Raw genomic sequence first — 22,916 nt, forward strand, 5'->3', positions numbered from 1 at the left:
TACCTATAAGGAAAGGTAAGGAATGCAAAATGAAAATAATGAAAACGATGGAGAGAATTCCTGGCGGGCTCATGCTCGTACCGTTATTTTTAGGGGCAATCATCAATACCTTCGCGCCGAGTTCGGCGGAGTACTTCGGATCCTTCACTGGCGGACTCATGACAGGCACTATTCCGATTCTGGCAGTTTGGTTCTTCTGTATGGGAGCAGGCATCCAGCTGAAATCCACGGGTACTATTTTGCGCAAATCCGGCACACTCGTTATCACGAAGATTGCTGTTGCATGGGTTGTAGCTATTATTGCAGCGCAGTTCCTGCCTGAAGGCGGCATACAGACTGGTCTTTTTGCCGGCTTTTCCGTTCTGACACTCGTTGCAGCCATGGATATGACGAATGGCGGATTGTATGCATCGATCATGCAGCAATACGGATCAAAAGAGGAAGCTGGGGCATTTGTCCTTATGTCCTTGGAATCCGGCCCGCTCATGACGATGATCATACTTGGTTCTACTGGTCTTGCAGCGTTTGAACCACAAGTATTCGTTGGAGCAGTACTACCGTTTCTAGTTGGATTCCTGCTAGGTAACTTGGATGGCGATCTTCGTGCCTTCTTCAGCAGAGCAACACAAACTATGATTCCGTTCTTCGGTTTCGCGCTGGGTAACTCCATTGATTTAGGTGTCATCTTGGAGACAGGTCTTGCAGGTATCATCCTTGGGGTGCTTGTTATCGTCGTTACTGGTATACCGCTCATGATTGCGGATAAATATATCGGAGGCGGAAATGGAACTGCTGGTATCGCAGCATCCAGTACTGCTGGTGCGGCAGTTGCCAACCCAATGATCATTGCCACAATGATTCCGGAATTCATGCCGATTGCAGAAGCAGCTACTGCACTTGTTGCAGCATCTGTTGTTGTTACGTCGATTCTCGTCCCGATTCTGACAGCTTTTTGGGCACAGCATATGAAGAAGAAGGAAAAGCAGAATACAGACGACACAAATATCGACCCGAACAGTATCAACTCAAATACTGTATAAAACCACCGGAGAGGCATATACAGTATGTCTCTCTTTGCATAAAGGAGACGTTGACAGATGAGCAGGATTTTAACAATTGGGGAACCGATGGCACTGTTTGTTGCGGAACAAGAAGGACTGCTGGATGATGCCGAACGCTTTTCCCGTTTTATTGCAGGAGCAGAAGTGAATTTCTCTATCGGAATGGCGCGACTTGGCCATCAAGTGACGTATGTCACGCAGCTGGGTTTGGATCCATTCGGTCGAAACATCCATAAATTTTTACAAAAAAATAAGATAGATACAACGTTTGTCAGCTATGAACCTGCATTCGTGACAGGAATGCAATGGAAACAGAAAGTGAAAAGCGGAGATCCGGAAGTATTTTCGGCACGGAAGAACTCCGCAGCATCCCATATGGATAAAAAGCTGATCAAGAAAATCAAATGGGCGGATTATGATCATCTCCATTTGACAGGCATTCCTCCCGCTTTGTCTGAAAGCTGCCGGGAATTGGTTTTTCAGATGATGAAGGAAGCCAAGGAAAATGGACTTCAGGTATCATTCGATCCGAACCTCCGGCCGGGGCTGTGGCCTGATAAGCAGGAGATGGCGCAGGTTATCAATGAGCTTGCCAGCCAAGCGGATATTATCTTCCCCGGTGTAGCTGAAGGAAGACAACTGACTGGCAAAACAAATGTGCTCGATATTGCTGCATATTATCATGAGGCTGGTGTACCGATTGTTGTCCTGAAGCTGGGAGCAGAAGGAGCATTTACAAGTCGCATGGATGGTACGCAATTTTATACAGAAGGATTCCCGGTTAAAGAAGTGGTCGATACAGTTGGTGCAGGAGACGGCTTTGCGGTCGGTGTCGTGAGTGGATTGCTGGAAGGGCTGGAGCTGCCTGACAGCATCGCAAGGGGAGCGGCCATCGGTGCGCTTGCCGTCATGTCACCTGGAGATAATGATGGCTTGCCGAACCGTGAAGAGCTTTCACTTTTCATGAAACGAGAGCCGATTGGGTAAAAAGGAAGACCTTCCGCTTGGAAGGTCTTCTCCTCTATCCGGAATAGCCTAGTGCATGAGATATCTCCAAGCTGCAGGCCTTCATTTTAGTTATCAATTCGTTGTTTACTCTATCCATCGTTACGCGATTGCTTGGTCCTGAGATGCTGAAGCTCGCCACGATCCGATGTTCATGGCTGTAAATCGGAGCAGCGATACACCGAATGCCTTCTTCATTTTCGATATTGTCAAGCGCATACCCCTGTTGTCGGACTTTGTCCACTTCGGTGCGCAGCTCTTCCGGCGACGTGATCGTACGTGGCGTGCGCGGCGTGAAAGTCGTGGAATCAGCTATTTCTTCTGTACGATCTGCCGCCATACCTGATAAAAGTATTTTTCCTACAGCCGTACAGTACATGGGCGCTCTGTTGCCGATACGCGAATACATGCGTATCGTCTGGTTGCTTTCGAGTTTATCGATGTAGACAATCTCACCTTTATCCTCGATGCAAAGGTGGACAGTCTCATTGACATCCGCACACAGCTGCTTCAAATAAGGTTTGGCCACATTGGCGATGTTGTTATTATTCAAGACACTGCGAGCAACATAAAGTGTTTGTAAACCGACCTTATACTTGTCTGATTCCGGGTCCTTAGCAACATAATTCATATCCACAAGCGTTGCCAGAAGCCGATGCGTCGTACTCTTCGATAAGTCTACCAGCCTGGTCAGCTTCGCAATCGATAGTCCGTCGGGATAATCGGAAAGCGTATTCAAAAGAGTCAAGGCACGTTCGAGTGATTGCACATTAGACATAGATATTACTCCGTTTCTATTGCATTCATTGCTTACTTCTATGATACGGGAACGGTTGGAGTTTGTAAATTCAGTACACATATGGAGGGATAGTTAAATGAGAAAAGCAGAAGTATTAGCTAAGATTAACGAACAAGCTATTGTTGCTGTAGTCCGTGCCGATTCGCCAGAGCAGGCAATCCAAATTTCCGATGCTTGTATAGAGGGTGGATTGACAGCAATCGAAGTGACATTTACTGTCAAGGACGCTGATCAAGTGATTAAACAGCTTTCTGCTCAATATACGGAAAACACAGATGTGATTATAGGGGCAGGCACGGTACTGGATAGAACGACAGCCCGTCTAGCCATACTTGCAGGCGCCAGTTTCATAGTGAGTCCAACTTTTGATGCTGAAACTGCCAAGCTATGTAATCTTTATCAAATTCCCTACTTGCCAGGGTGTATGACGATCGGGGAGATAAAGCAGGCGATGGAAGCAGGAGCTGATATTATCAAGCTCTTCCCGGGAAGTGTTTTCGGTCCAAGTTTTATCAAAGCTATCAAAGCGCCTCTTCCGCAGGCAAATATCATGCCAACAGGAGGAGTAGACTTGGAGAATGTAGGTGATTGGCTGAAGAATGGGGCAGCAGCTGTTGGGGTCGGCGGCAATCTTGTTGCTCCTGCCAGTACCGGAGACTATGAGAAGATCACACTTATTGCACAGCAGTATATCCAAAAGGTAAAGGAAGCACAATCAGATCGTGTGAATATTTGAACATGGGTCAAGCTGCTCCCCTCATAAACTGAACACGGAGGAAGGGGGCTTGCTTCATGTCAGCAAAAAAGCGGGAAATCGTAATCATTGTTGTGAAAGCTACGGCTATTTACTCATTTGTCGTGATTGATATTGCTGCAGGTACAGGATTTTATATGACTGCAAAGCTATTCGATGCAGGTGTGATTATTGCTTCAATCTGCAGTATGGCGGGTGTGGAAAGTTTGAAAAGGAGCCCTGGATTGGTTCGTAATTTGACAAGCAGAGAAAGGAAAACATAGCAATTGATATGACAAGGTCGACAGGAAATGTGACTGCATATTATCCTTACGCCAGCCCTGGTTCTATTGATACCGGAGATAGATTTTGTAGGGGAAAATGAAATAAGAAGGAATGCAGAAAATGCATTCCTTCTTATTTTGCTATTGTTTCGTTGACCCGCATATTACCGACCGTAAAATAAAATGGTGCAGGAAATGGAGGTTTCTTTCCTCTTTTAAGCCGGTCACCCGCTTCATTGAGCCAATAAATGGATTTATTGATAGCGGAGAAGAAGACGACCAGCTCCCCATCATCACCAACACAAAGACAGGACCCGAATATGCCATTCTGGTACCAGGGATCACCGATGTCCGCTTTAATGAGCAGCTTCGGCTCCTCCGACCAATCAGCTCTTGTGAAGCTTGCTGTCTTACTTTTGAGTAACCAGAGATCCTGTGGTTTATAAGTGTCTTCTCCGAAGGCATTGCCGCAGCGGCTGACAAGTAAGTAGTACATATTATGAATTCGCTTCGGTCTCGCATGCGTAAATGCTTCCTCCCGAGTGAAAAACAGACGTGGCTTTGTCCAAGTATCAAGACCGTTTTCACTTTCGGCGGCATACACCTCGTGCATTGGGATATCTCCTTTACCAGGCTCGTGTGGTGTAGCCGCAAACCACATCTTCCATTTACCTTCATCAAAAATTACCTTGGGTGCAAGCACACTATCATTCCTTACAGTGCCGACCATTACTGGTTTTGGGTGCCGAAACCATCTTCCATGCCTCATTTCCAGACAGCCGATCGAATAGGGAGATTCATTTCCAAGAACATTACTGGCACTTCGGCCGGTATAGTAAATACGCCTGACAGGCGCACCATTCACTTCTCCTTCAACATAACAGGGCTCGTGGAGTCCGTACCGATCCCAGGCTGCTTCCTTCGGCTGAGGCAGCAAAGGCTTCGCTTTGTTGGGCTTTCCTGGATAAGTCGAAATCCTCCAGGCATTAGCTGTCGTCAATGGTGCTCCTTTTGGAAGACTGGCGCTGAACAGGTTGTTTTTGAAGTTGCGCTGGAGTCCGCCAAAAAACATCCACCACTGGTCATCTATCTTCTGCACGCTGGGATCACCTAATCCTAGCAAATTGCGAATGGGCTTATAGCCATCCAGCATCGAATATAATAGATTTGGTCTTGTATCCATCCTAACCACCTCACTAGCAAGCAGTATAGACGAAAGAAGCATCAAACATACCAAGCATTATAGTCTTGCATAACAGAAGCCTAACTGTGGTTATGCTTTCTTCTCAAGCCATGATCCCTCCGATATTTTTTGATCGATAAAGTCCAAAACAGTCTGTATTTGTACCATTTGATTTTTAAGTTTTTCCTTGTGTTGCAGCATGCTTGCCATTACATCAGGATGTTCATGCATATTGCCTGTTTCGGCAATATCAAGGTAAGACTTCAATTCTTCTAAGGTAAACCCTGCTTTTTTCATACAGATGATAATTTTCATCCGTTCAATATCTGTCGGTAAAAAAGAGCGATGTCCATTTGGCAGCCGGTTAATTGCAGGTAGTAATCCAGCTTTCTCATAAAAACGAATTGTATCAATACTTAAACCGGAAAGCGCACTTGCTTGTTTAATCGTATACATACGTCCGCCTCCTTCTTTTATAACTTTATTGTAAAACCTGGAGTTCACTCCAGGTCAAGAAAATAATTCCGAATTGACCTGGAGTGAACTCCATTTTATATACTACAGCCATTCACGAATGGAGGAGAAAGAAATGACAGAAGGAAAGAAAAAAATAGCACTTGTTACAGGAGCAAACAGCGGTATAGGTTTGGAGCTGACAAAGAAACTGATTGAAAACGATTGGGAGGTTGTCGCATTAATTCGTTCCGGATTCCCGGAAGAAGAACTTAAGCTGCAGCAGAAGATCCGTCAGAGGATAATTAGGATTTATCGCACTGATTTATCAGATTTCACGAAGCTCAAGTCTGCTTTGGAACAAATAAAGGAAAAGGAGCCGAAGCTCGATGCGCTTTTCAATAATGCTGGGGGCAGTTTTCCGGAGCTGCTATTTTCACCGCAAGGGCGTGAGCTTCATTACGAAGTGCAGACCGTAGTCCCATACATTATCACAATGGAGCTATTAGAGCTATTGAAAAAAGGTTCGCCAGGTATGGTTATACAGACGAGTTCAGATGCATTCAGATTCAGGAAAACATTTGAACCTGAGGAATTGGCAAGACCGAAGAAGTTTCAGAAGCTTACCGGCCCATATACATCAACGAAGCTAGCCATTACCCTATGGACACACGCTCTAGCTCCAGAACTGAAGGAAGAAGGCGTTACGATTATCAGTGTTGATCCAGGGAATAACAACACAATGCGAAAAGGCCGAAACGGAGGCTTACCGCTGCTTATTCAGCCATTCATCCGCTTCTTAGGCCCTCATCCTAGCGTAGGAGCAGGGAGATTGTTCGCAGGATTAGAAAGATCCCCGGACGAGGCTGGGTTATATTTTTCGAAAGGCCAGCCAACCGAGTACAAGTTTAAACAGCATGCTTCCCAAGTTCTTTTCCAAGTACGAACCGTTTATGAAAGAGAGTTTATTTCTTTGTAAAAGGGACCCGATTAGGCCCCTTATTTTTGGTGGTAAGTTGTGTCCAATCGGCGGATGATTGCCACGGTACTAGGTGGCTGGGATATAACAAATTCCCATTGCTTTAAACCGAATGATATTCTTGGGCGCCGCTTCGGCAGAACACTCCGCTTTCCACGAGCACGGCCTCAGCCTCCACGTGGAAAGTTTACCACTGCGGGGTCTTAAGCTTGTGCTGTTCCTGTAGGAGTCTCCGTATTCTGCCTACGATAGGATGGATAACTAATCAAAACGACCGAACTCATGTAAATTCTCTTAGGAAAATTTACATGAGTTCGGTTTTTTATCTGGCTAAAACACTTTTCTCCCAGCCTCTTTATTACTAAGTCAGCGATTGGAAAAGAGAGCAGAGAGTCGATGACGCTGTTGGCTTTTTGACTAAGGGATATAATTAGCTGATTTCTACAGGAAGTTTCATAGTGCAGTGGGAACAGAGTGGTGTTGAGCTTTGTTTCAGGTAACAGCAGTTCAGCTAGTCTCCTAAATTCCCAAAGATTCCGTTAGCCACGTTTAATCGTTTCGTTCAACTTTGCGCGATACTTGTCTTGCCATGTTGTCACGTCCCTCACTAGTTCATCACAGAAATCGGCCACGTCTTCACCAGTGAGATCGGTCACTTTTTTGCCTTCCATTGCACCGTCCTCAAAGAGGTCGAGAATGCCTCCGAAGATACGGCTGATGTCCTTCCAGTCGGATTGACCACTAGAGGTCCACATATATTTTTTGATAGCATTGTAAGCATTCCGGTATTCGCTTGGAAGTGCACTTGCACGCTTCTCCATTGCCTTCCATTCTCGCTTGTCATCCAAATCACCGATAATTTTTTTTATAATACTCATATCATTTCTCCTTTTGATTTGTTTTAAGCTCGTTAATTTTGCTTGAAACGAATTCCCACTTTTCCCAAAAACGCTCAAGTTGCTCTTGACCTGATGTATTGAGCTTGTAAAACTTTCTCGGCGGTCCGATAGTAGATGGTTTTTTCTCTGTATCCACTAATTTGTTTTTCTCTAGACGCATGGTGATCGTATAAACTGTGCCTTCCACTACATCAGTAAAGCCTAGCTCTCGCAGTTGTTGCGTAATTTCATAACCATAAGTTTCACCGCGACTGATGATTTCAAGCACACAACCCTCAAGCACCCCTTTCAACATTTCTGTGATGTTTTCCAATATTGCCCCTCCGTTTGAGTTATTTATATTTTTACTTTTCGCACCATATAGCAATGTATTCTGTGTTGCTGGTATTCGGTATTACTTACTACTGGTATATAGTATTACAGGGTAGCTTTTGTTGTGTCAAGATTTTAATCATATAAATTTATTTTAATTTCCGAGAAACATCGTAATCATTAGATAAATGACGATTTTAAAAGAGAATATGAAAAATCGTCGTATTCTTTAGCTTATTTGACTGTTTTCTTATTAAAAACAGAGCGTATTCAAATTTTTCATCGTTTTACTAACCCTTATAACGGGCGTAGAATAAGGTTCATCTTCCAAGTGTAACCAAACAAAATTGCATAGCATTCGTAATCGCTTAATTCCTGAATCCAGGAAGCGGGGGAACCAACCGTAACAATTGTTACATGGGGTGAATCTCTGAAAAGAGTAGGGCTACTCTCTGGCCCGAATCCGTCAGCTAACTTCGTAAGCGTTCGAGAGGAAGCCAAAAATTGTGATAGGCACACGTTTATTTCGTTATGCCCAGAAGTCGCAGAAGAGGGCCCTCTTCTGCGGCTTCTTTTTTATGCACTTTTTTAGGGTGTAAATATGAAAGAACCGAGGAGGATCAGCATGGATTTACTTTACATTGGATTGAGTTTATTGCTTTTCGGAGGCATGGCTGTGTTACTGGCAGCTGCTGCTCAGATTGCCGAGAAAGAAGGGACACGTTAATGGTTCAAATTGGCTTGCTTGTATTAGGTATAGGAATCATCGGTTATCTGATCTATGCCTTGTTTTATCCGGAAAAATTTTAACGAAGGAAGGTTCACATGATGATCGTTTCGGTAATAGTCTTGGCCATTGTACTCGTTTTAATTGGGTTCTCTTTAAAGCCTATGGGCTTATATTTGGCTGCTGCATTCTCAGAATCAAGGATTGACCGGTTTTTCCTGCCGCTGGAAAACATCTTATTCCGCATTTCAGGCATAAAAAACCACAAGCAGACGTGGAAGCAATACGTGCTATCTATGCTCTTGCTAAATATGGTATTGCTGCTGTTTGTCTATACAGTGTTCCGCCTTCAGGGCGTTTTACCGCTGAATCCGCTCGATATTTCAGGAATGGATCCAGCTTTAGCTTTTAATACTGCAGTAAGTTTTATCACAAACACAAACTTGCAGCATTATAGCGGAGAATCAGGTCTATCGCTATTTTCACAGGTCACATCCATCTTGTTCATGATGTTCGCAGCCCCTGCTACAGCGCTTGCGGTAGCAATTGGGTTCATCCGATTGCTTGGCAGTAAGCCAATCGGGAATTTCTTCGAGGATTTCGTCAGAGCGTTGGTACGCGTACTTTTGCCGATTTCCTTTATCACAGCAATTGTATTCATTGCACTCGGAATGCCGCAGACATTTTCAGGAGCTGTGCATGCGACTACGATGACAGGTGCGGAACAAACCATTCTGCGCGGACCGATCGGTGCATTCCTATCCATTAAGGAGCTCGGGAATAATGGCGGTGGATTCTTCGGGGTAAACTCTGCTCATCCATTTGAGAATCCAAATGCGTATACGAACGTGCTGCAATGCTGGCTAATGCTTTTGCTGCCTGCTTCCTTGCCTTTTACATACGGAAAGCTGGCAGGAAAGCCGAAACAAGGAGTAATGCTTTTCGGTGCAATGGCAACTGTATTCCTTGTCATGCTTGCGGCAGGCATCGCTTTCGAGATGGAAGGTAGTCCAATGCTTCAAGGAGCGATGATGGAAGGGAAGGAAACCCGCTTTGGGGTTATCGGAAGTGTATTTTATGCCATTGTCACAACCGCTGCAGAAACCGGTGCAGTCAACACGATGCATGATACACTCAGCCCTCTCACAGGGATGCTTGCGCTCGGAAATATGCTTTTGAATACAGTTTTTGGCGGTGTAGGTACTGGCTTCATGAATGTCATTCTTTATGTGATGATTGCCGTCTTCATTGCTGGCCTGATGGTAGGGCGTACACCTGCCTTCCTTGGTAAAAAGCTTGAGGGAGCTGAAATGAAGCTGCTGGCGATCACGCTGCTGGTCCAGCCGATACTTATCCTTGTTGGTACAGCGATTGCAATGTATTTTCCAGCAGGTAACGGAGCAATATCAAACCCCGGGTATCATGGTTTGACGCAAGTACTGTACGAGATTGCATCATCAGCTGCTAATAATGGTTCAGGATTTGAAGGACTGGGGGATGCAACTACATTCTGGAATGTCCTTACAGGCATCATAATGTTCCTGGGACGCTATATTTCCATCATCACGCTGATTGCTGTCGCAGCATCACTGGCGAGGAAAACTGCTGTTCAAGAGAGCAAGGGCAGTTTGCGGATCGGCAGTCCTTTATTTGCAAGTTTATTAGTCGCCACCTTTTTCTTAGTAGGTGCATTGACCTTCCTGCCTGTACTGGTTCTTGGTCCGATTGCAGAATACGTAACTTTATAGGAGAGTGACTTGTTATGCTAGCACATACTGCAGGGAAAGAAGAGATTCCCTCCAATCGTTTAGTTTCAAAGAAAATCTTGAAGGAAGCTTGTGTGGATGCTGTAGTGAAGCTGCATCCGGCTTATATGGTTCGGAATCCTATCCTTTTCATTGTTGAACTTGGATTTCTAGTTACGTTATTACTCGCGTTTTTTCCTGGCGCCCATTCCCAGACAATGGGCAGCGGTTTTTACTGGAGCGTTTCAGTGATTCTGCTGATGACAGTGCTGTTCGCGAATATAGCGGAGGCGGTGGCCGAAGGAAGAGGGAAGGCGCAAGCGAATACGCTGAAACAAACAAAACAGGATACGGCTGCCAGGCGTATCCTCCGAGGAAAAGAGGAAATCATCTCATCGGCTGATCTTCGAAAGGGCGATGTCGTACTCGTTAAGGAAGGAGAGGTCATCCCTGGAGACGGCACGATTATTGCTGGTATGGCAAGTGTTGATGAATCGGCAATTACCGGGGAGTCAGCTCCGGTTCTAAAAGAAGCGGGAGGAGATTTCAGCTCCGTCACAGGCGGCACAACTGTCGTCAGTGATGAGCTTACGATTGAAATCACCAGTCAGCCAGGAGAAAGCTTCCTGGATCGGATGATTGCGCTAGTAGAAGGAGCAGACCGTAAGAAGACACCTAATGAAATTGCTTTAAACACGGTGTTGATTAGCTTAACGATTATTTTCATGCTCGTCGTCATCACATTGCCTTTTTTTACAAACTATATTGGCTTCTCGATTGATACAGGCATGCTTGTTGCGCTGCTTGTCTGCCTCATTCCGACTACGATTGGCGGTTTACTGAGTGCAATAGGAATTGCGGGTATGGACAGGGTGACACGATTCAATGTTTTGGCGATGTCTGGCCGAGCTGTGGAAGCAGCAGGTGATATTGATACAATCATTTTGGATAAGACCGGTACGATAACTTTCGGAAATCGCATGGCAGCTGATTTCATACCTGTAGAATCTGTATCAAGAAATGCTTTGATGCAAGCTGCAGTCATCACATCCTGGAAAGATGAAACACCGGAAGGCCGATCAGTGCTCAGTTTGGCCGAAGAACAGGGTATAGCTATGGATCAAAAGAAATGGGAAGAAGCAGTATTCGTGCCTTTCCAAGCACAAACAAGAATGAGCGGCATGGACTTGGCTGACGGCGGCAGCTATCGAAAAGGTGCGGTAGGGGCAGTCAAAGATTGGGTGCTGAAACGTGGCGGTAAGGTTCCGGTGGGTTTACAGGAAAAATCTGATCATATCGCGAAAATGGGAGGAACCCCTTTAGCGGTGGCGGTGGATACGGAGCTTCTCGGATTGATTTATCTAAAGGATACCGTCAAACCGGGAATGAGGGAACGCTTCGATGAGCTGCGGAAGATGGGAATAAAGACAATTATGTGTACCGGAGACAATCCGCTTACCGCAGCGACCATTGCGAAAGAAGCTGGAGTCGATGATTTTATCGCAGAAAGCACACCGGAGGATAAGATCGAGGTAATCAAACGAGAGCAGGCACAAGGTAAACTTGTTGCAATGACCGGAGATGGTACGAATGACGCACCTGCACTAGCTCAAGCTGATGTCGGGCTTGCGATGAATAGCGGAACGACAGCTGCGAAGGAAGCGGCGAATATGATCGATCTGGATTCTGATCCGACAAAAATAATTGAGGTTGTTGCTATCGGAAAACAGCTGCTGATGACGAGAGGGGCACTTACTACTTTCAGTATTGCCAATGATGTAGCTAAGTACTTTGCAATCATTCCGGCTCTGTTCATGCTCGGCATACCGGAGATGAATGTCTTGAATATCATGCAGCTGGAGTCACCGACAACAGCAATTCTATCTGCACTTTTATTCAATGGTTTGATCATCCCTGCGCTAGTACCGCTGGCGGTAAAAGGTGTGGCGTATAAGCCTGTTTCTGCGGATAAGCTGCTGAGAAAAAATATGTTCGTATACGGACTTGGCGGTGTTGTCGTCCCGTTTATAGGAATAAAAGCTATTGATATGCTGTTAAGTCTGTTTCTATAGGAGGCAAATGAATATGAATAAACATGTATCCAATATCGTTCCTGTACTGCGGCTTGCATTAGTATGCCTGGTTTTGTGCAGTGTACTTTATCCTTTGGCTGTGACGGGAATCGGACAGCTATTCTTTCCTTATCATGCTGATGGCAGCTTGGTAAAAGATGAGAACGGCACAGTGATTGGTTCGGAGCTGATTGGACAAACGTTTACTGACCCTGCACTATTCCAGGGAAGGGTGTCGAGTATAGATAATGATGCTTCGGGATCTGGAACACCAAACTACGCACCATCAAATCCGGATTTGATTTTGCGGACAGAAGAAGCGATAAAGGATCAGCAAACGGCTAATCCAGACGGCGGGCCTGTACCGCTGGATTTAGTGACGAATTCCGGTTCTGGGCTTGATCCGCATATCTCGGTGGAAGCAGCAGAATTTCAGGTGCCGAGAATAGCTGAAGCGAGCGGTATTCATGAAGAGGAGCTATACAAGTTGATTGACCAGCACCGCACATCACAAGCAGAAGAGCTGCTCGGTGCACCCGCTGTAAATGTACTGCAGTTGAATATGGATTTGCAGGCAATGAAATGATGGAAACAAATGAAAAAGCTGCTGCGTTTTTGGCAGCTGCATCGGCACAAGGGAGAGGGCGTCTGAAGCTATATATCGGCGCTGCTCCCGGTGTCGGTAAAACCTATAAGATGCTGACGGATGCACTGCAGATGAAAAAGGAAGATATAGATGTTGTTATCGGTGTGATTGAAACACATGGAAGGCCGGAAACCTACGCGCAGCTAGGCGATCTCGAACATGTTCCATTGCTCGATATTCAGTATAAGGACCGTCCATTTCTTGAGCTTAATGTAGATGGAATATTGCAGCGTGCGCCAAAAGTGGTTTTAGTCGATGAGTTGGCGCATACGAATATTCCAGGTTCGAAACATGCGAAACGTTACCAAGATATTATGGAATTACTGGATGCAGGCATTGATGTGCACGCTGCCGTCAATATTCAGCATTTGGAAAGTGTACATGATATTGTGCAGACGATTACCGGAGTTCGAGTCAATGAACGTGTACCGGACTTATTCGTGCAGCAGGCAGACGAAATCCAGCTCATTGATGCTACTCCTGAAACCTTGCAGAAGAGATTGCGGGAAGGGAAAATCTACCCCTCGCATCGTATTCAAAAAAGCTTGCAGAATTATTTTCAGCTGACCAATCTCGCTGCACTGCGTGAACTTGCACTTCGGGAAATTGCGGATGAGGTGGACGAAAAGCTGGAACGACAAAATGGAACGGATTATCGCGGACCTTTGGGGGTCCACGAAAAGATACTTATTTGTGTACAGCATGTCGATACTGCTGAGAGGCTTATACGACGTGGATATCGAATGGCAAATCGTTTGAATGCGGAACTTTTCATTCTTCACGTAACGCGTGATGGGATGGCTGAAAAAGAGAAGATTGATTACATCAGGCAGCTTTGTTCAACATTCGATGCACATTTTCTCCTGCATACATCCAATAAGCGTGCAGCAAATGCGATAGTCTCGGAAGCGAAGAAACATTTCATCACCCAAATCCTATTGGGGCAGTCTGCCCGAACCCGCTGGGAGGAAATATGGAAGGGATCTATTGTAAATACAATCATGCGGCAGACATGCAACATTGATATTCATATTGTTGCTGATCAGGAGTCTGTTCGTTAGTTATCATAAGCATAGCGGAGCATTGCTTATGATAAAAAGGAGGTGTCACCGATTGGTGTCACCTCTATTTCTTCTGTTCTCGTATGACGTTATTGATACGCACCATGGTTTCTGTCATCTGATGCAATTCCTCAAGGTCGATTTTGGAATAGTATTTATCGATGAGTATTTCATCCAATTGCTTGAGACTATCCATATACTCTCTGCCGTTATTACCAAGAGCTAAAAAGTACTCACGCTTGTTAGTAGGATTGGCTTGCTTCGTAATCATCTCTCTTTTCTCCAGTTTGGACAGTACTTGGCTGACAGCACTTTTGGAGATGCCGAAATCTGCTGCAATATCGTTGGCTGTAGTTTGTTTATTCCTTTGGATATAAGACAGCATATATTCCTGCTGAACAGTTAAATCCAGCTCATCAAGTTTCTTTGTTTCTTGGGAGATAAGAATGCCAAACTCCTCATACGCTTCATTCATTCTTCGGATGATTTCCTTATATGAACGGCTCATGTGCATCGTTCCTTCCAAAACAGCTTCTTTATTGCATATTACGCCATTTTTTAGCTTTTGCAAATACCAGGGCTGCCATTAGTAATCCAGTACCTGCGAAAGCGGCCAGCAAAATACGTGCAGAGAAACCAACGCTCATTAAAGAACTGAACAGGGTTTGAGATATAGGATCGAAAGCTGTGGAAGCCAAGAACACGATACTCATGACCCTTCCCATCATGGCAGGATCCGTTTTCTCCTGAATGATGACATCAGTCGGAATGTATGTGATAAAACCGAAAAATCCAATCATTGCTGCAACTGGAATCAGCCAATATAAGCTTGGGATTTGACTGAAGACGCCAAGAGCTAAAACACTGGCAATCAGGAATAAAAGAATCTGTCTTCCGCGATTCTTTTTTAGTGTGAAGATAAGCAGGAAGATGGTCGCTGCAAGAGAGCCGACAGAGAAACCAGCCTCTAAAAAGCTAAGATCCAAAGCACTGCCGCCGAGTTCTTCAGCCAGGATAGGCAAGCTGAGAAACATTGGGCCAAAAACAAAGAAATTCACAATGATTATGATGCTGATTGCAGATACATAGATAGAAGAGGATCGCAGGTAATGATAACCTTCTTTAAATTCTGTAATAAACGAAGTTTTCTCTTTGTTTTTATCCGGCTTTGTATCCTTAATAAAGGACGGATAGACAAAACATGCACCCATTACAGTAGCTGCAATACTGACAGCAAAGGTAGCACTGAAATTGTAATAATGCAATATAGCGCCAGCAGCAACTGGACCAATTAAATAAAGCAGTTCTTGGGAACTATGAATAAGTGTATTGGCCGGCTGCAGTTCTTTCTGGGAAACAGTGCTCGGGATTAAAGACGAGAGAGCAGGGAAGAAAAAACCATCCAAACAGCCGATGAAAAAGGACACAATCAGGAGTAGAGCTAATGTTAAGGAATCATTTATTACACTCCAAAGCAGGATACCTAGTAAAACTCCCTTTAGCAATTGAGTACTGAATAAAATTTTTGATTTCTGAACGCGGTCGGCAAGCACACCGCCAATTATCATCGTGATCATACGCGGTATTGAAGCGGCCGCCATTACAAGGCCGAGGTACTGAGGATGATGCAGTACATCAACAACATACCAGGACACAGTAATCATATACATGGAGAAACTCAAAACCGTGAAGAGTTCAGAAGTAAGAAGACAGCTGAATTGTTTGTTTTTAAATAAAGCCTTCATCGTAAGCACCTCATAAATTAAGTTAACTAAACTAAACTATATGAGTTTCTTTGTTTGTTGTCAACGGTAAAATACCTAAATGGTATATACTGGAGATAAAGAGGGGGGGTATGAAAATGAAAGAAGTGCGAGTAGCCTACGCATTGATTCACAATGAAGAAACACAGCAAGTCCTTATGGTACATAACAAAAAGAACGGCAGCTGGACACTGCCAGGCGGCTTGGTTGAACCAGGTGAATCTCTAGCTGATGCTGCAGTACGGGAAGCGAAAGAAGAAACAGGTTTGGAAGTAGAAGTAACGACAATCCTTGCTGTAAACGAGGCCAAACTCCAAGCTATCAATGAACATGCTACCTTTGTGACGTTTAAAGCGGAGCATATTAGTGGAGAAATTCAGATCCAGGATATGAAGAAAATAGCCGAAGTTGAATGGAAGTCGTATGCCGAAGTCGATGAAGTAATGACCTATCATCCAGGTGGAATTGAGAGTTTGCTTGGTGTCGGTGTGCCTTACGTAGATGAAGGCATCATTGCTCCTGTCGAGGAATAATTACAGGGAAAGGAAGAACCTGTAAGTGGATGGCAGAAATGATACCCAATTGATGGATCATCTAGTTCATAGAGATTTATTTATCTTTCTAAAGAATATGGATGGCAAAGGAGATCGCGTTCGCGATCTCCTTTTTTTCAGATAATGAAGTTTATCGAAGTGGGGGATGTACGTAAAAAACATTGATTTAAAGCTGTGTAGAGCGATTTGGGCCCTTTATACTGCAATATACAAGGAGTCCTGGAAAAGGAGGGGATTACGGGCTGAAATTTACTACTAAATGCCGATATTGTCAGATTATAGAACATGTTACGCTTATTAACATACGTTTTGAATGGAGGATGAAAAATTGAATAAGAAATTAATGCTGTTCTTCGGCGCAATTCTTTCTGTGGTTATTATTAGTGGTTGCGGAAGTGACAGTAAAAAAGAGGCGAGTACGGAAGAAAAACCGGCTGCATCTGAAACAGCTGGTCAAAAAGATGAAGAAGTAAAAGCAGAGGAAACGGCTGCAGATAAAGGAGAAGCTGATTCCGGTTCTGCCGATTTCACCGAACTAATTGATTATATGAAAACGACTACAGATGCAGAGGAAACAACTGTCTTTTTTGAAGCTACCGAGCCACAAACACATGAAATGGAAGGTGTGACAGTCTCCTTGGATTCCTACTCCCTGGTCGGTTTGAAGGACTTCCACACAGACTACAGTATTCCTTTCAACGATGAAACAAATGGAGGCGTCATTCTTGCTCAATTTACAGTTAAGAATGAAACAGATAAAGATCTCCACTATACACCATTTATGTATATGAGTTTTACAGGTGCCGTTAAAGATTATAATAACTACAAAGATATTATCCCGGAAGAAGGTCAACTAGCGACAAAGCTAAATCCTGATAACAAATACGAGATTAAAGCAGGAGAAACCATAACCGGTACTTATGCTTATCCGATGGGTGAAACGGAACTTAAAGCAGCAGTGGAATCCGGAGCTGCTACTATAGAAGTTCCTGCACCAACGACTGATCCGGATGATTTAAGTACAGCTCTTGGAACCAAAGGTCAATTCACTGTTAATTTGAGTGAAGAAGGCGCAAAACAAACAGAAGCAAATGCAGCTTTTTATCAGGATGGAATTTCGGTGGATAACATGGGTGAAAAAATAATGATCGAGGAGAAGGAAGGCATCGGGCAGAGTCAGGAGCTTGGTGATTCTACCATTACATTGGATGGCTACCAATTCACTGATTTTACACCAAATGAATACGAAGCACCTCGCTTTGAGAATTTTAAAAATGGTGTTGTCCTGTTGACTGTTAAATTCAATGTTGATAACAAAGGATCAGATAATATCGGGTTGGATAACATCGCATCCAATCTTTATGTGAACGATGGGTCACAGTACCAAATGAGTGAACGTATGCTATCCCCTTATGAGTACCAGCAAAGCATTGCAGCGGGTGAATCCGGTGAATTGCTGCAGGTATATGTACTTGATAAGGAGCAGTACGACAAGATATGGAAAGATAAAGCATTCGATATCGAGCTTGGACCTTTGTATGATGAAAACTCAGAGGACATTTCCAAAGGAAAGAAAGCTGAATTCAAACTTAAATAAAGTCTGCTTTTAGTAATAGCCGCTTGAAATTATAGTGAAAACCGACTGGCACCTGCCAGTCGGTTTTTTTTTGCTTGGGATAACGATTAGAGCTACTTTTGAACCAATACTAGATTTGCCTGTAATATGTTCACAAATTATATTAGATAGGCACTATATGTATGTTAATATTAAATGATAAAATCTATATATAGTTTTTCTTTCTATGGCTAAGGGAATAGCTTACTGTATCGAAGCGACCCGGAATATGATAGAATTATGGACAGATTGGACTGATACGATGGGACTTTCTGAAAGAGGTTCAGCAACGATGCCCAAATCCCTCCAAACAAAAACCTTGCTCATCGCATATGCTTCCGTCAGCGGAAATACAAAGGAAGTTGCCGAACTGATCGCACAAGAGCTGACACATAAGCAGCAGGACGTGACGCTTTATTGCGTGACTGGCAATGAGCCGTTTCCGCATGTGCCGGATTATGATGCGATGCTTATTGGTACGTATACATGGGGATCAGGTGATACCCCATTCGATGTGAAGGATTTTGTGGCAGATGTCGGATATAAGCCGGAGAATGTGTTTGTGTTCGGCACTGGTGATACGCAGTTCGGCGGTGATGATATGTTTTGCATGGCAGCTGACAAGCTGGCGAAATTCTATCATTCTCCGCTTGCCCCGCTCAAAATAGAGCAATCGCCAAGGGGATCTCAGGAAGAAGAAGTATTGGAATGGACGAGAGGAGTATTGGAATGTCTAAATTGATGAAGGCTACCGTTCTGGAGCCGACGAATCCAAATAAATCTACTGCATTATTTAACGGAGATGCAAGCGGAATCCTGCATTGGGATAACGTTGCATACCCGCATTTTTATGAACTGCGCAAAACAATCCGCGGTTTGTTCTGGACTGCCAATGAAGTGAATATGGTGGCAGATACGAAGCAATTTGCAAATCTATCAGATCAGGAGCGTACAGCATTCCTGAAAATTATCGGTTTGCTGGCGACATTGGATGGTCCTCAAACAGATATCGCCTCCAAAATAGCTGCTTATTCGACAGACCCAAGCGTCAAATCGATTTTAGCGACAATTGCTGACCAGGAAAGTGAGCATAACCATAGCTATACGTATGTACTTGCGTCTGTAACAAATTATGATAACCAAATTGCTTCCTTTAACGAAGGGCGTACGGACAAAGTTTTGCTCGAACGGAACGAAAGAATAGCTGCTGTTTACAACGAATTCGCACAAAACCCAACGATTGAGACAGTGCTTAAAGCAATGGTGTACTCTACGCTTTTGGAAGGGTTATTCTTCTACAGCGGATTTGCCTTCTTCTATAACTTAGCGCGTAACCAGAAAATGGTCGGAACATCCACGATGATTTCCTATATCAACCGTGATGAACTGCATCATGGTCGTTTTATCAGTGAGTTGTTCCGCGCTACATTAGCGGAGAATCCAGAATACAATAATGATGAGTTCATTGAATGGGTATATGATCAATTCCGCCATTCTGTTGAGCAAGAAACACGATGGAGCCGTTATGTATTGGATGGTATCGATGGTATCAACTTGGATGATATGGAAGGCTACGTAAAATATCGTGCTAATAAAATGCTTCGTATGCTTGGACTAAGCGAAATTTACGAAGGCTACGAAAAGAACCCGATGAAATGGATCCGTGCTTACACGGATAACTTCAATGGAACAAAATCTGACTTCTTCGAACAAAAATCCCGTCAGTACACGAAAACGAGTGATCTGAACGGTTTCGATGATCTATAAGAACAGCAAAAGAGCCAGCCGGGTAACGGCTGGCTCTAGCTGTATTCCTCTTTTTTCTGTACAATCCGGTGAATATGGATTGTCAGGTAAAGCAAATCTTCATTCGTAAGCTGCTCCTGGTACATCTTCTGGATATAGGACTGCACCTTCTGCGCACATGCAAAAGCTTTGCTGTAATTTGTCTTTACCATATCAAAAAGACTATTGTCTTCTTCTTTTTGTTTACGATGGTTCAAAATCCGCTGAGCGAAGAATTTAAGATGGGTAACGAATCGATAGTAAGCCAGGGATTCTTCGTCATATTCTATGCCAAAATGAAATTTTACAATATGAAGGACATCCTGGATGAACTTTGTAATGTTAATCATCACGGGCATATTTTCGTTCATTTGCGCATTGACGATATGCAAGGCGATAAAGCCTGCTTCATCCTCCGGCAGAATAATACCGACTTTCTCCGCAATGATCGAAAGGGCGTGCTGTCCTATTCGGTATTCATCGGGATAAAACCGTTTTGTTTCCCAAAGGAGCGCATTCTTTATATCGATACCTTGCTGGAACCTTTCTACTGCATAGTAGATATGATCAGTCAGACTAACATAGATATTGTCATGTATTTTTTTACTGGTGTTTTGCTTGGCATATCGGATGATTTCCTCGGATACTTCGACGAAGGTAAGGGGAATCTCACTTAAGAGTTCCATCAGCCTTTTATTCATTTCCTTATCATCGAGCTTGAAAGTCTTTTCTATTTTGGATTTATCCACTGTATCGCCTGCCTTACGACCAAAGGCAATACCCCGTCCCATGATGACAAGCTCATGTTCCTGCTCGTCCAAGACGGTGATGACGTTATTATTCAACACTTGCTTGATCTGCATCAGGACCACCTATTCCTTAGAAAGGATAAACTATCTAGGTCTATAGTATAGGAAATTGATAACGATTACAATCCGAATTATCCGAATAAATTATGTCAAAATCAATTGCTTATGTAATAGAAAGAAGCCGAGCACGAAAGCCCGGCTCCTATAATTTTATAGGATTTCTATTCTCACCAATAGAGCCAATAGAACCTGAAGGAGCAATTGAACATTTACAGCTAAATCAGTATCTGTTGTAGTTACTCTGACATTTCGGGAGTTTTTGACAAAGGTCTTCTGAACATTCTTTTGTTTGATAGTAGCTCTTTGGAAGAGTTCTTGAGCGATCTGATCAGCTTTGCTGCTATCAGCAATAGAGAGTTGCAATACAACACCGATAGCCGCCTGAAGAGCTGCTTGTATTGTAAGAGCTGCTTGTGTGTCAGTTGTTGTTACCTCTACATCTACAGAATCGATAACATAGATACTTTCCTTTGAAAGTTGTTCTGTATCGGATTTTTGTCTAGCTGATTGATTCACTTCTGGATCTGAAAAGTTACCTGCTGTTCTTGGATCAAGTGCACTCCATTTTTGGTTTCTATTTGGTTGCCAAACCTCACTCATCTATATCACCTCCTTAATCTAGTATTCGTTTTAGTTCTACCTGAAGCTCGTCGGTAATCTTTTTGATTTTCTGACGTCTTTCTGGAGAAAGGTTCCGTAAAGCATCATCGGATACCCCATGTTTAGCTAGAACATTTGATAGCATTAGATCCATAACGGATCCTTGAGGATTGCTTCTAGCAATCTCAGTGAATTTCTTTTTGAAATTTTCATCCATTAGTAGCAGACCTCCTTTTTGTTATGTTTTTCGTATAGTGTAGATTATGTAGAAAGGCTATTTTGTAGTGGGTAAATTACGGTTGTGAAAAACCTATTTTTTTGAAAGGTAGAATAGATGTCCCTGTTTCAGCTAGATTAATGCCTTGTTTAAAGAGAAAATGGACATGTGCCGTTGATAGGTTTCATGTCGTTCTAGACAGAAAAGAAAAGAGAGCGTAACGATTTCTTTGTGCTGTTTGATTTGCAAAGAGCCAATTGAGATGTTATTTTATTACTGTACCGTCTGGACGGTTAGGAGTGATGGGATGAAAACACAAGATAAAATCCTGAATGCTGCAGCGGAGCTCATCCTGGAAGAGGGCATCAGCAATGTCACACTTGAGAAAATAGCCAATCGCGCAGAAATAAGCAAGGGTGGGTTGCTGTACCATTACCGCACAAAGGAAGCATTGTTTCAGGAGTTGAATGTAGCTGCTATCAGAGAATTTGATGAGGCAATTGTCCGTTATTTAAATGAACAACCAAATGGAAGAGGTGCATATGCAAGGGCATATGCGTTAGCAACTATAGAGGATATCCAAAAAGGCGGCACACATCGAAGCAGTGCACTTATATCTATTTTCAGTGACCATCCGGAAATCATGGAAATCTGGAAAGAGGGCTATTCGAGATGGCAGCAGCAATTTGATCAAGATGGATTGGATTGGGAAGAAGCTGCTGTAATCCGTTATGTTAGTGATGGGCTTTGGTTCAATGAGATGGCAGGCACAACAAGCACATCCTCTTTTGCTGCTGATTTATTACACAAATTGCTGGCACGTATAGATAAAGAAAAGGAGGATTAACATGTCTTATTTATTTTTGGCTGCTTCCATCCTATTTGAAGTTTTCAGTTCTACAATGCTGAAATTCTCAGATGGATTCAAACGTCTGCTGCCAGTGATTGGTATTGTCGTGGGATATGGGATCAGCTTCTACGCTCTATCCATCACATTGCAGTCCCTACCGCTGGGGGTTGTCTATGCGACATGGAGTGGTGTTGGTACCATTTTGACTGTTGTGATCGGTGTATTGCTTTTCAAAGAGAAGGTTAACAAAAAAGGTGCACTAGGCATCGCCATACTGCTAGTTGGTCTTGTATTGATGAATTTATCCAAGTAAAGGAAGATGCTAAATGAAAGCAGGTCTATTTCTTGCTGCAGCAATTATATTGGAAACAATCGCTTCATCCATGCTGAAAGTATCGGATGGGTTTTCTGTCTTGCTTCCGTCGATTATCGTTGTAATCGGATATCTAGGTGCATTTCTATTCTTATCCTTCACACTGAAGTCCATGTCACTGTCTACTGCTTACGCGACTTGGTCTGGAGCTGGAACGGCTCTTACAGCTATGATCGGTATCACAGTATTTGGAGAATCCGCTTCCTGGATGAAGTTTATCGGCTTGGCATTAGTGATTGTCGGCTTGGTGTTATTGAACACACAGCATAAGGAATCAAAAGAGAAAGAGGCTTCAGTCCAATAAGAAAAGAGGTACTGCAAATGCAGTACC

27 protein-coding genes and 1 riboswitch are annotated in these 22,916 nt (G+C 43.6%); of the genes, 17 read left to right on the forward strand and 10 right to left on the reverse strand.

All coding sequences use genetic code 11. The annotated features are described in order from the left end of the window. The first annotated feature begins 29 nt into the window (after positions 1-29). Together kdgT and ACH6C1_RS00960 are read left to right on the forward strand one after the other, a co-directional pair. Positions 30-1,040, forward strand: a complete 1,011-nt coding sequence (gene kdgT, locus ACH6C1_RS00955) for a 2-keto-3-deoxygluconate transporter (protein ID WP_095221826.1) — start codon at positions 30-32, stop codon at positions 1,038-1,040. A 57-nt stretch (positions 1,041-1,097) separates the two neighbouring features. Beyond that, entirely contained in the window at positions 1,098-2,048 is a 951-nt protein-coding gene (locus ACH6C1_RS00960; RefSeq protein ID WP_374073814.1) for a sugar kinase, read from the forward strand. Between the two features lie 34 nt (positions 2,049-2,082). Here ACH6C1_RS00960 and ACH6C1_RS00965 read toward each other — a convergent pair whose 3' ends face one another. Further along, a complete protein-coding gene (locus ACH6C1_RS00965) occupies positions 2,083-2,844 on the reverse strand; it encodes an IclR family transcriptional regulator (RefSeq protein WP_374073816.1) in 762 nt (253 codons plus the stop codon). Positions 2,845-2,941: 97 nt separating this feature from the next. Here ACH6C1_RS00965 and ACH6C1_RS00970 point away from each other — a divergent pair, with 97 nt between their 5' ends. Next, the gene (locus tag ACH6C1_RS00970) at positions 2,942-3,601 is read left to right on the forward strand and encodes a bifunctional 4-hydroxy-2-oxoglutarate aldolase/2-dehydro-3-deoxy-phosphogluconate aldolase (RefSeq protein ID WP_374073818.1); all 660 of its coding nucleotides are present in this window, start codon (positions 2,942-2,944) and stop codon (positions 3,599-3,601) included. Between the two features lie 56 nt (positions 3,602-3,657). Continuing rightward, a complete protein-coding gene (locus ACH6C1_RS00975; protein ID WP_374073820.1) occupies positions 3,658-3,882 on the forward strand; it encodes a hypothetical protein in 225 nt (74 codons plus the stop codon). A gap of 133 nt (positions 3,883-4,015) precedes the next feature. Here the strand turns inward: ACH6C1_RS00975 and ACH6C1_RS00980 are convergent, their stop codons facing one another. Both ACH6C1_RS00980 and ACH6C1_RS00985 read right to left on the reverse strand, forming a co-directional pair. Next, positions 4,016-5,065 (reverse strand): glycoside hydrolase family protein, encoded by a 1,050-nt coding sequence (locus tag ACH6C1_RS00980; RefSeq protein ID WP_374073822.1) that lies wholly within the window; start codon positions 5,063-5,065, stop codon positions 4,016-4,018. Positions 5,066-5,155: 90 nt separating this feature from the next. Further along, positions 5,156-5,521: a MerR family transcriptional regulator gene (locus tag ACH6C1_RS00985; RefSeq protein ID WP_374073824.1), complete on the reverse strand. Its 366-nt coding sequence runs from the start codon at positions 5,519-5,521 to the stop codon at positions 5,156-5,158. Between the two features lie 133 nt (positions 5,522-5,654). On the opposite strand from ACH6C1_RS00985, the gene ACH6C1_RS00990 reads away from it, so the two are divergent. After that, a complete protein-coding gene (locus ACH6C1_RS00990; RefSeq protein ID WP_374073826.1) occupies positions 5,655-6,497 on the forward strand; it encodes an SDR family NAD(P)-dependent oxidoreductase in 843 nt (280 codons plus the stop codon). Positions 6,498-7,036: 539 nt separating this feature from the next. On the opposite strand, the gene ACH6C1_RS00995 is transcribed toward ACH6C1_RS00990, so the two are convergent. Further along, entirely contained in the window at positions 7,037-7,375 is a 339-nt protein-coding gene (locus ACH6C1_RS00995) for a DUF1048 domain-containing protein (protein WP_374073828.1), read from the reverse strand. Position 7,376: 1 nt separating this feature from the next. Continuing rightward, the gene (locus tag ACH6C1_RS01000; protein ID WP_366248226.1) at positions 7,377-7,709 is read right to left on the reverse strand and encodes a PadR family transcriptional regulator; all 333 of its coding nucleotides are present in this window, start codon (positions 7,707-7,709) and stop codon (positions 7,377-7,379) included. A gap of 354 nt (positions 7,710-8,063) precedes the next feature. After that, positions 8,064-8,208, forward strand: a riboswitch (cyclic di-AMP (ydaO/yuaA leader). Positions 8,209-8,434: 226 nt separating this feature from the next. Here ACH6C1_RS01000 and kdpF point away from each other — a divergent pair. The 5 genes from kdpF to kdpDN are packed head-to-tail and all read left to right on the forward strand — an operon-like array spanning position 8,435 to position 13,959. After that, entirely contained in the window at positions 8,435-8,518 is an 84-nt protein-coding gene (gene kdpF / locus ACH6C1_RS01005; RefSeq protein WP_141234116.1) for a K(+)-transporting ATPase subunit F, read from the forward strand. Between the two features lie 15 nt (positions 8,519-8,533). Beyond that, positions 8,534-10,183 (forward strand): potassium-transporting ATPase subunit KdpA, encoded by a 1,650-nt coding sequence (gene kdpA, locus ACH6C1_RS01010; protein WP_374073831.1) that lies wholly within the window; start codon positions 8,534-8,536, stop codon positions 10,181-10,183. A gap of 14 nt (positions 10,184-10,197) precedes the next feature. Then, positions 10,198-12,252, forward strand: coding sequence for a potassium-transporting ATPase subunit KdpB (gene kdpB, locus ACH6C1_RS01015; RefSeq protein ID WP_374073834.1), 2,055 nt, complete (start codon positions 10,198-10,200; stop codon positions 12,250-12,252). 13 nt (positions 12,253-12,265) lie between these two features. Beyond that, complete coding sequence (gene kdpC, locus ACH6C1_RS01020) at positions 12,266-12,838, forward strand: potassium-transporting ATPase subunit KdpC (protein ID WP_374073836.1); 573 nt, start codon at positions 12,266-12,268, stop codon at positions 12,836-12,838. Continuing rightward, complete coding sequence (kdpDN, locus tag ACH6C1_RS01025; RefSeq protein ID WP_374073838.1) at positions 12,835-13,959, forward strand: KdpD-like non-kinase potassium sensor; 1,125 nt, start codon at positions 12,835-12,837, stop codon at positions 13,957-13,959. Before kdpC ends, kdpDN begins: the two co-directional genes overlap by 4 nt. A 64-nt stretch (positions 13,960-14,023) precedes the next feature. Here kdpDN and ACH6C1_RS01030 read toward each other — a convergent pair whose 3' ends face one another. Then, positions 14,024-14,467 carry a MarR family winged helix-turn-helix transcriptional regulator gene (locus ACH6C1_RS01030; protein ID WP_374073840.1) on the reverse strand — a complete coding sequence of 148 codons (444 nt, stop codon included), beginning with the start codon at positions 14,465-14,467 and terminating at the stop codon, positions 14,024-14,026. 28 nt (positions 14,468-14,495) lie between these two features. Then, a complete protein-coding gene (locus tag ACH6C1_RS01035) occupies positions 14,496-15,704 on the reverse strand; it encodes an MFS transporter (RefSeq protein ID WP_374073842.1) in 1,209 nt (402 codons plus the stop codon). A gap of 116 nt (positions 15,705-15,820) precedes the next feature. Here ACH6C1_RS01035 and ACH6C1_RS01040 point away from each other — a divergent pair, with 116 nt between their 5' ends. The 4 genes from ACH6C1_RS01040 to ACH6C1_RS01055 all read left to right on the forward strand — a co-directional run bounded on the left by ACH6C1_RS01040 (position 15,821) and on the right by ACH6C1_RS01055 (position 19,658). After that, positions 15,821-16,255: an NUDIX hydrolase gene (locus tag ACH6C1_RS01040; protein WP_374073844.1), complete on the forward strand. Its 435-nt coding sequence runs from the start codon at positions 15,821-15,823 to the stop codon at positions 16,253-16,255. A 349-nt stretch (positions 16,256-16,604) separates the two neighbouring features. Continuing rightward, positions 16,605-17,873 (forward strand): DUF5068 domain-containing protein, encoded by a 1,269-nt coding sequence (locus ACH6C1_RS01045; protein ID WP_374073846.1) that lies wholly within the window; start codon positions 16,605-16,607, stop codon positions 17,871-17,873. Between the two features lie 310 nt (positions 17,874-18,183). After that, positions 18,184-18,633, forward strand: a complete 450-nt coding sequence (locus ACH6C1_RS01050) for a flavodoxin (protein WP_095222108.1) — start codon at positions 18,184-18,186, stop codon at positions 18,631-18,633. Continuing rightward, a complete protein-coding gene (locus tag ACH6C1_RS01055; RefSeq protein ID WP_038562910.1) occupies positions 18,621-19,658 on the forward strand; it encodes a ribonucleotide-diphosphate reductase subunit beta in 1,038 nt (345 codons plus the stop codon). The genes ACH6C1_RS01050 and ACH6C1_RS01055 overlap by 13 nt, the downstream gene beginning before the upstream one ends. A gap of 35 nt (positions 19,659-19,693) precedes the next feature. Here ACH6C1_RS01055 and licT read toward each other — a convergent pair whose 3' ends face one another. The 3 genes from licT to ACH6C1_RS01070 all read right to left on the reverse strand — a co-directional run bounded on the left by licT (position 19,694) and on the right by ACH6C1_RS01070 (position 21,362). Continuing rightward, entirely contained in the window at positions 19,694-20,539 is an 846-nt protein-coding gene (gene licT / locus ACH6C1_RS01060) for a BglG family transcription antiterminator LicT (RefSeq protein ID WP_374073848.1), read from the reverse strand. A gap of 156 nt (positions 20,540-20,695) precedes the next feature. Then, positions 20,696-21,145 carry a spore coat protein gene (locus ACH6C1_RS01065; protein ID WP_095221794.1) on the reverse strand — a complete coding sequence of 150 codons (450 nt, stop codon included), beginning with the start codon at positions 21,143-21,145 and terminating at the stop codon, positions 20,696-20,698. Positions 21,146-21,158: 13 nt separating this feature from the next. Continuing rightward, positions 21,159-21,362 carry a spore coat protein gene (locus tag ACH6C1_RS01070; RefSeq protein WP_095221793.1) on the reverse strand — a complete coding sequence of 68 codons (204 nt, stop codon included), beginning with the start codon at positions 21,360-21,362 and terminating at the stop codon, positions 21,159-21,161. A gap of 307 nt (positions 21,363-21,669) precedes the next feature. On the opposite strand from ACH6C1_RS01070, the gene ACH6C1_RS01075 reads away from it, so the two are divergent. Genes ACH6C1_RS01075 through ACH6C1_RS01085 form a run of 3 tightly spaced genes read left to right on the forward strand, consistent with a single transcriptional unit; the run spans position 21,670 to position 22,889 of the window. After that, the gene (locus ACH6C1_RS01075) at positions 21,670-22,209 is read left to right on the forward strand and encodes a TetR/AcrR family transcriptional regulator (RefSeq protein ID WP_374073851.1); all 540 of its coding nucleotides are present in this window, start codon (positions 21,670-21,672) and stop codon (positions 22,207-22,209) included. Further along, complete coding sequence (locus ACH6C1_RS01080) at positions 22,205-22,525, forward strand: DMT family transporter (protein WP_176465659.1); 321 nt, start codon at positions 22,205-22,207, stop codon at positions 22,523-22,525. Before ACH6C1_RS01075 ends, ACH6C1_RS01080 begins: the two co-directional genes overlap by 5 nt. Positions 22,526-22,538: 13 nt before the next feature. Then, on the forward strand, positions 22,539-22,889 hold the full coding sequence (locus tag ACH6C1_RS01085) for a DMT family transporter (RefSeq protein ID WP_095221788.1): 351 nt from the start codon (positions 22,539-22,541) through the stop codon (positions 22,887-22,889). Positions 22,890-22,916: the final 27 nt, after the last annotated feature.

The organism is Terribacillus sp. JSM ZJ617 (assembly GCF_044383785.1).
Taxonomy (GTDB): Bacteria; Bacillota; Bacilli; order Bacillales; family Amphibacillaceae; genus Terribacillus.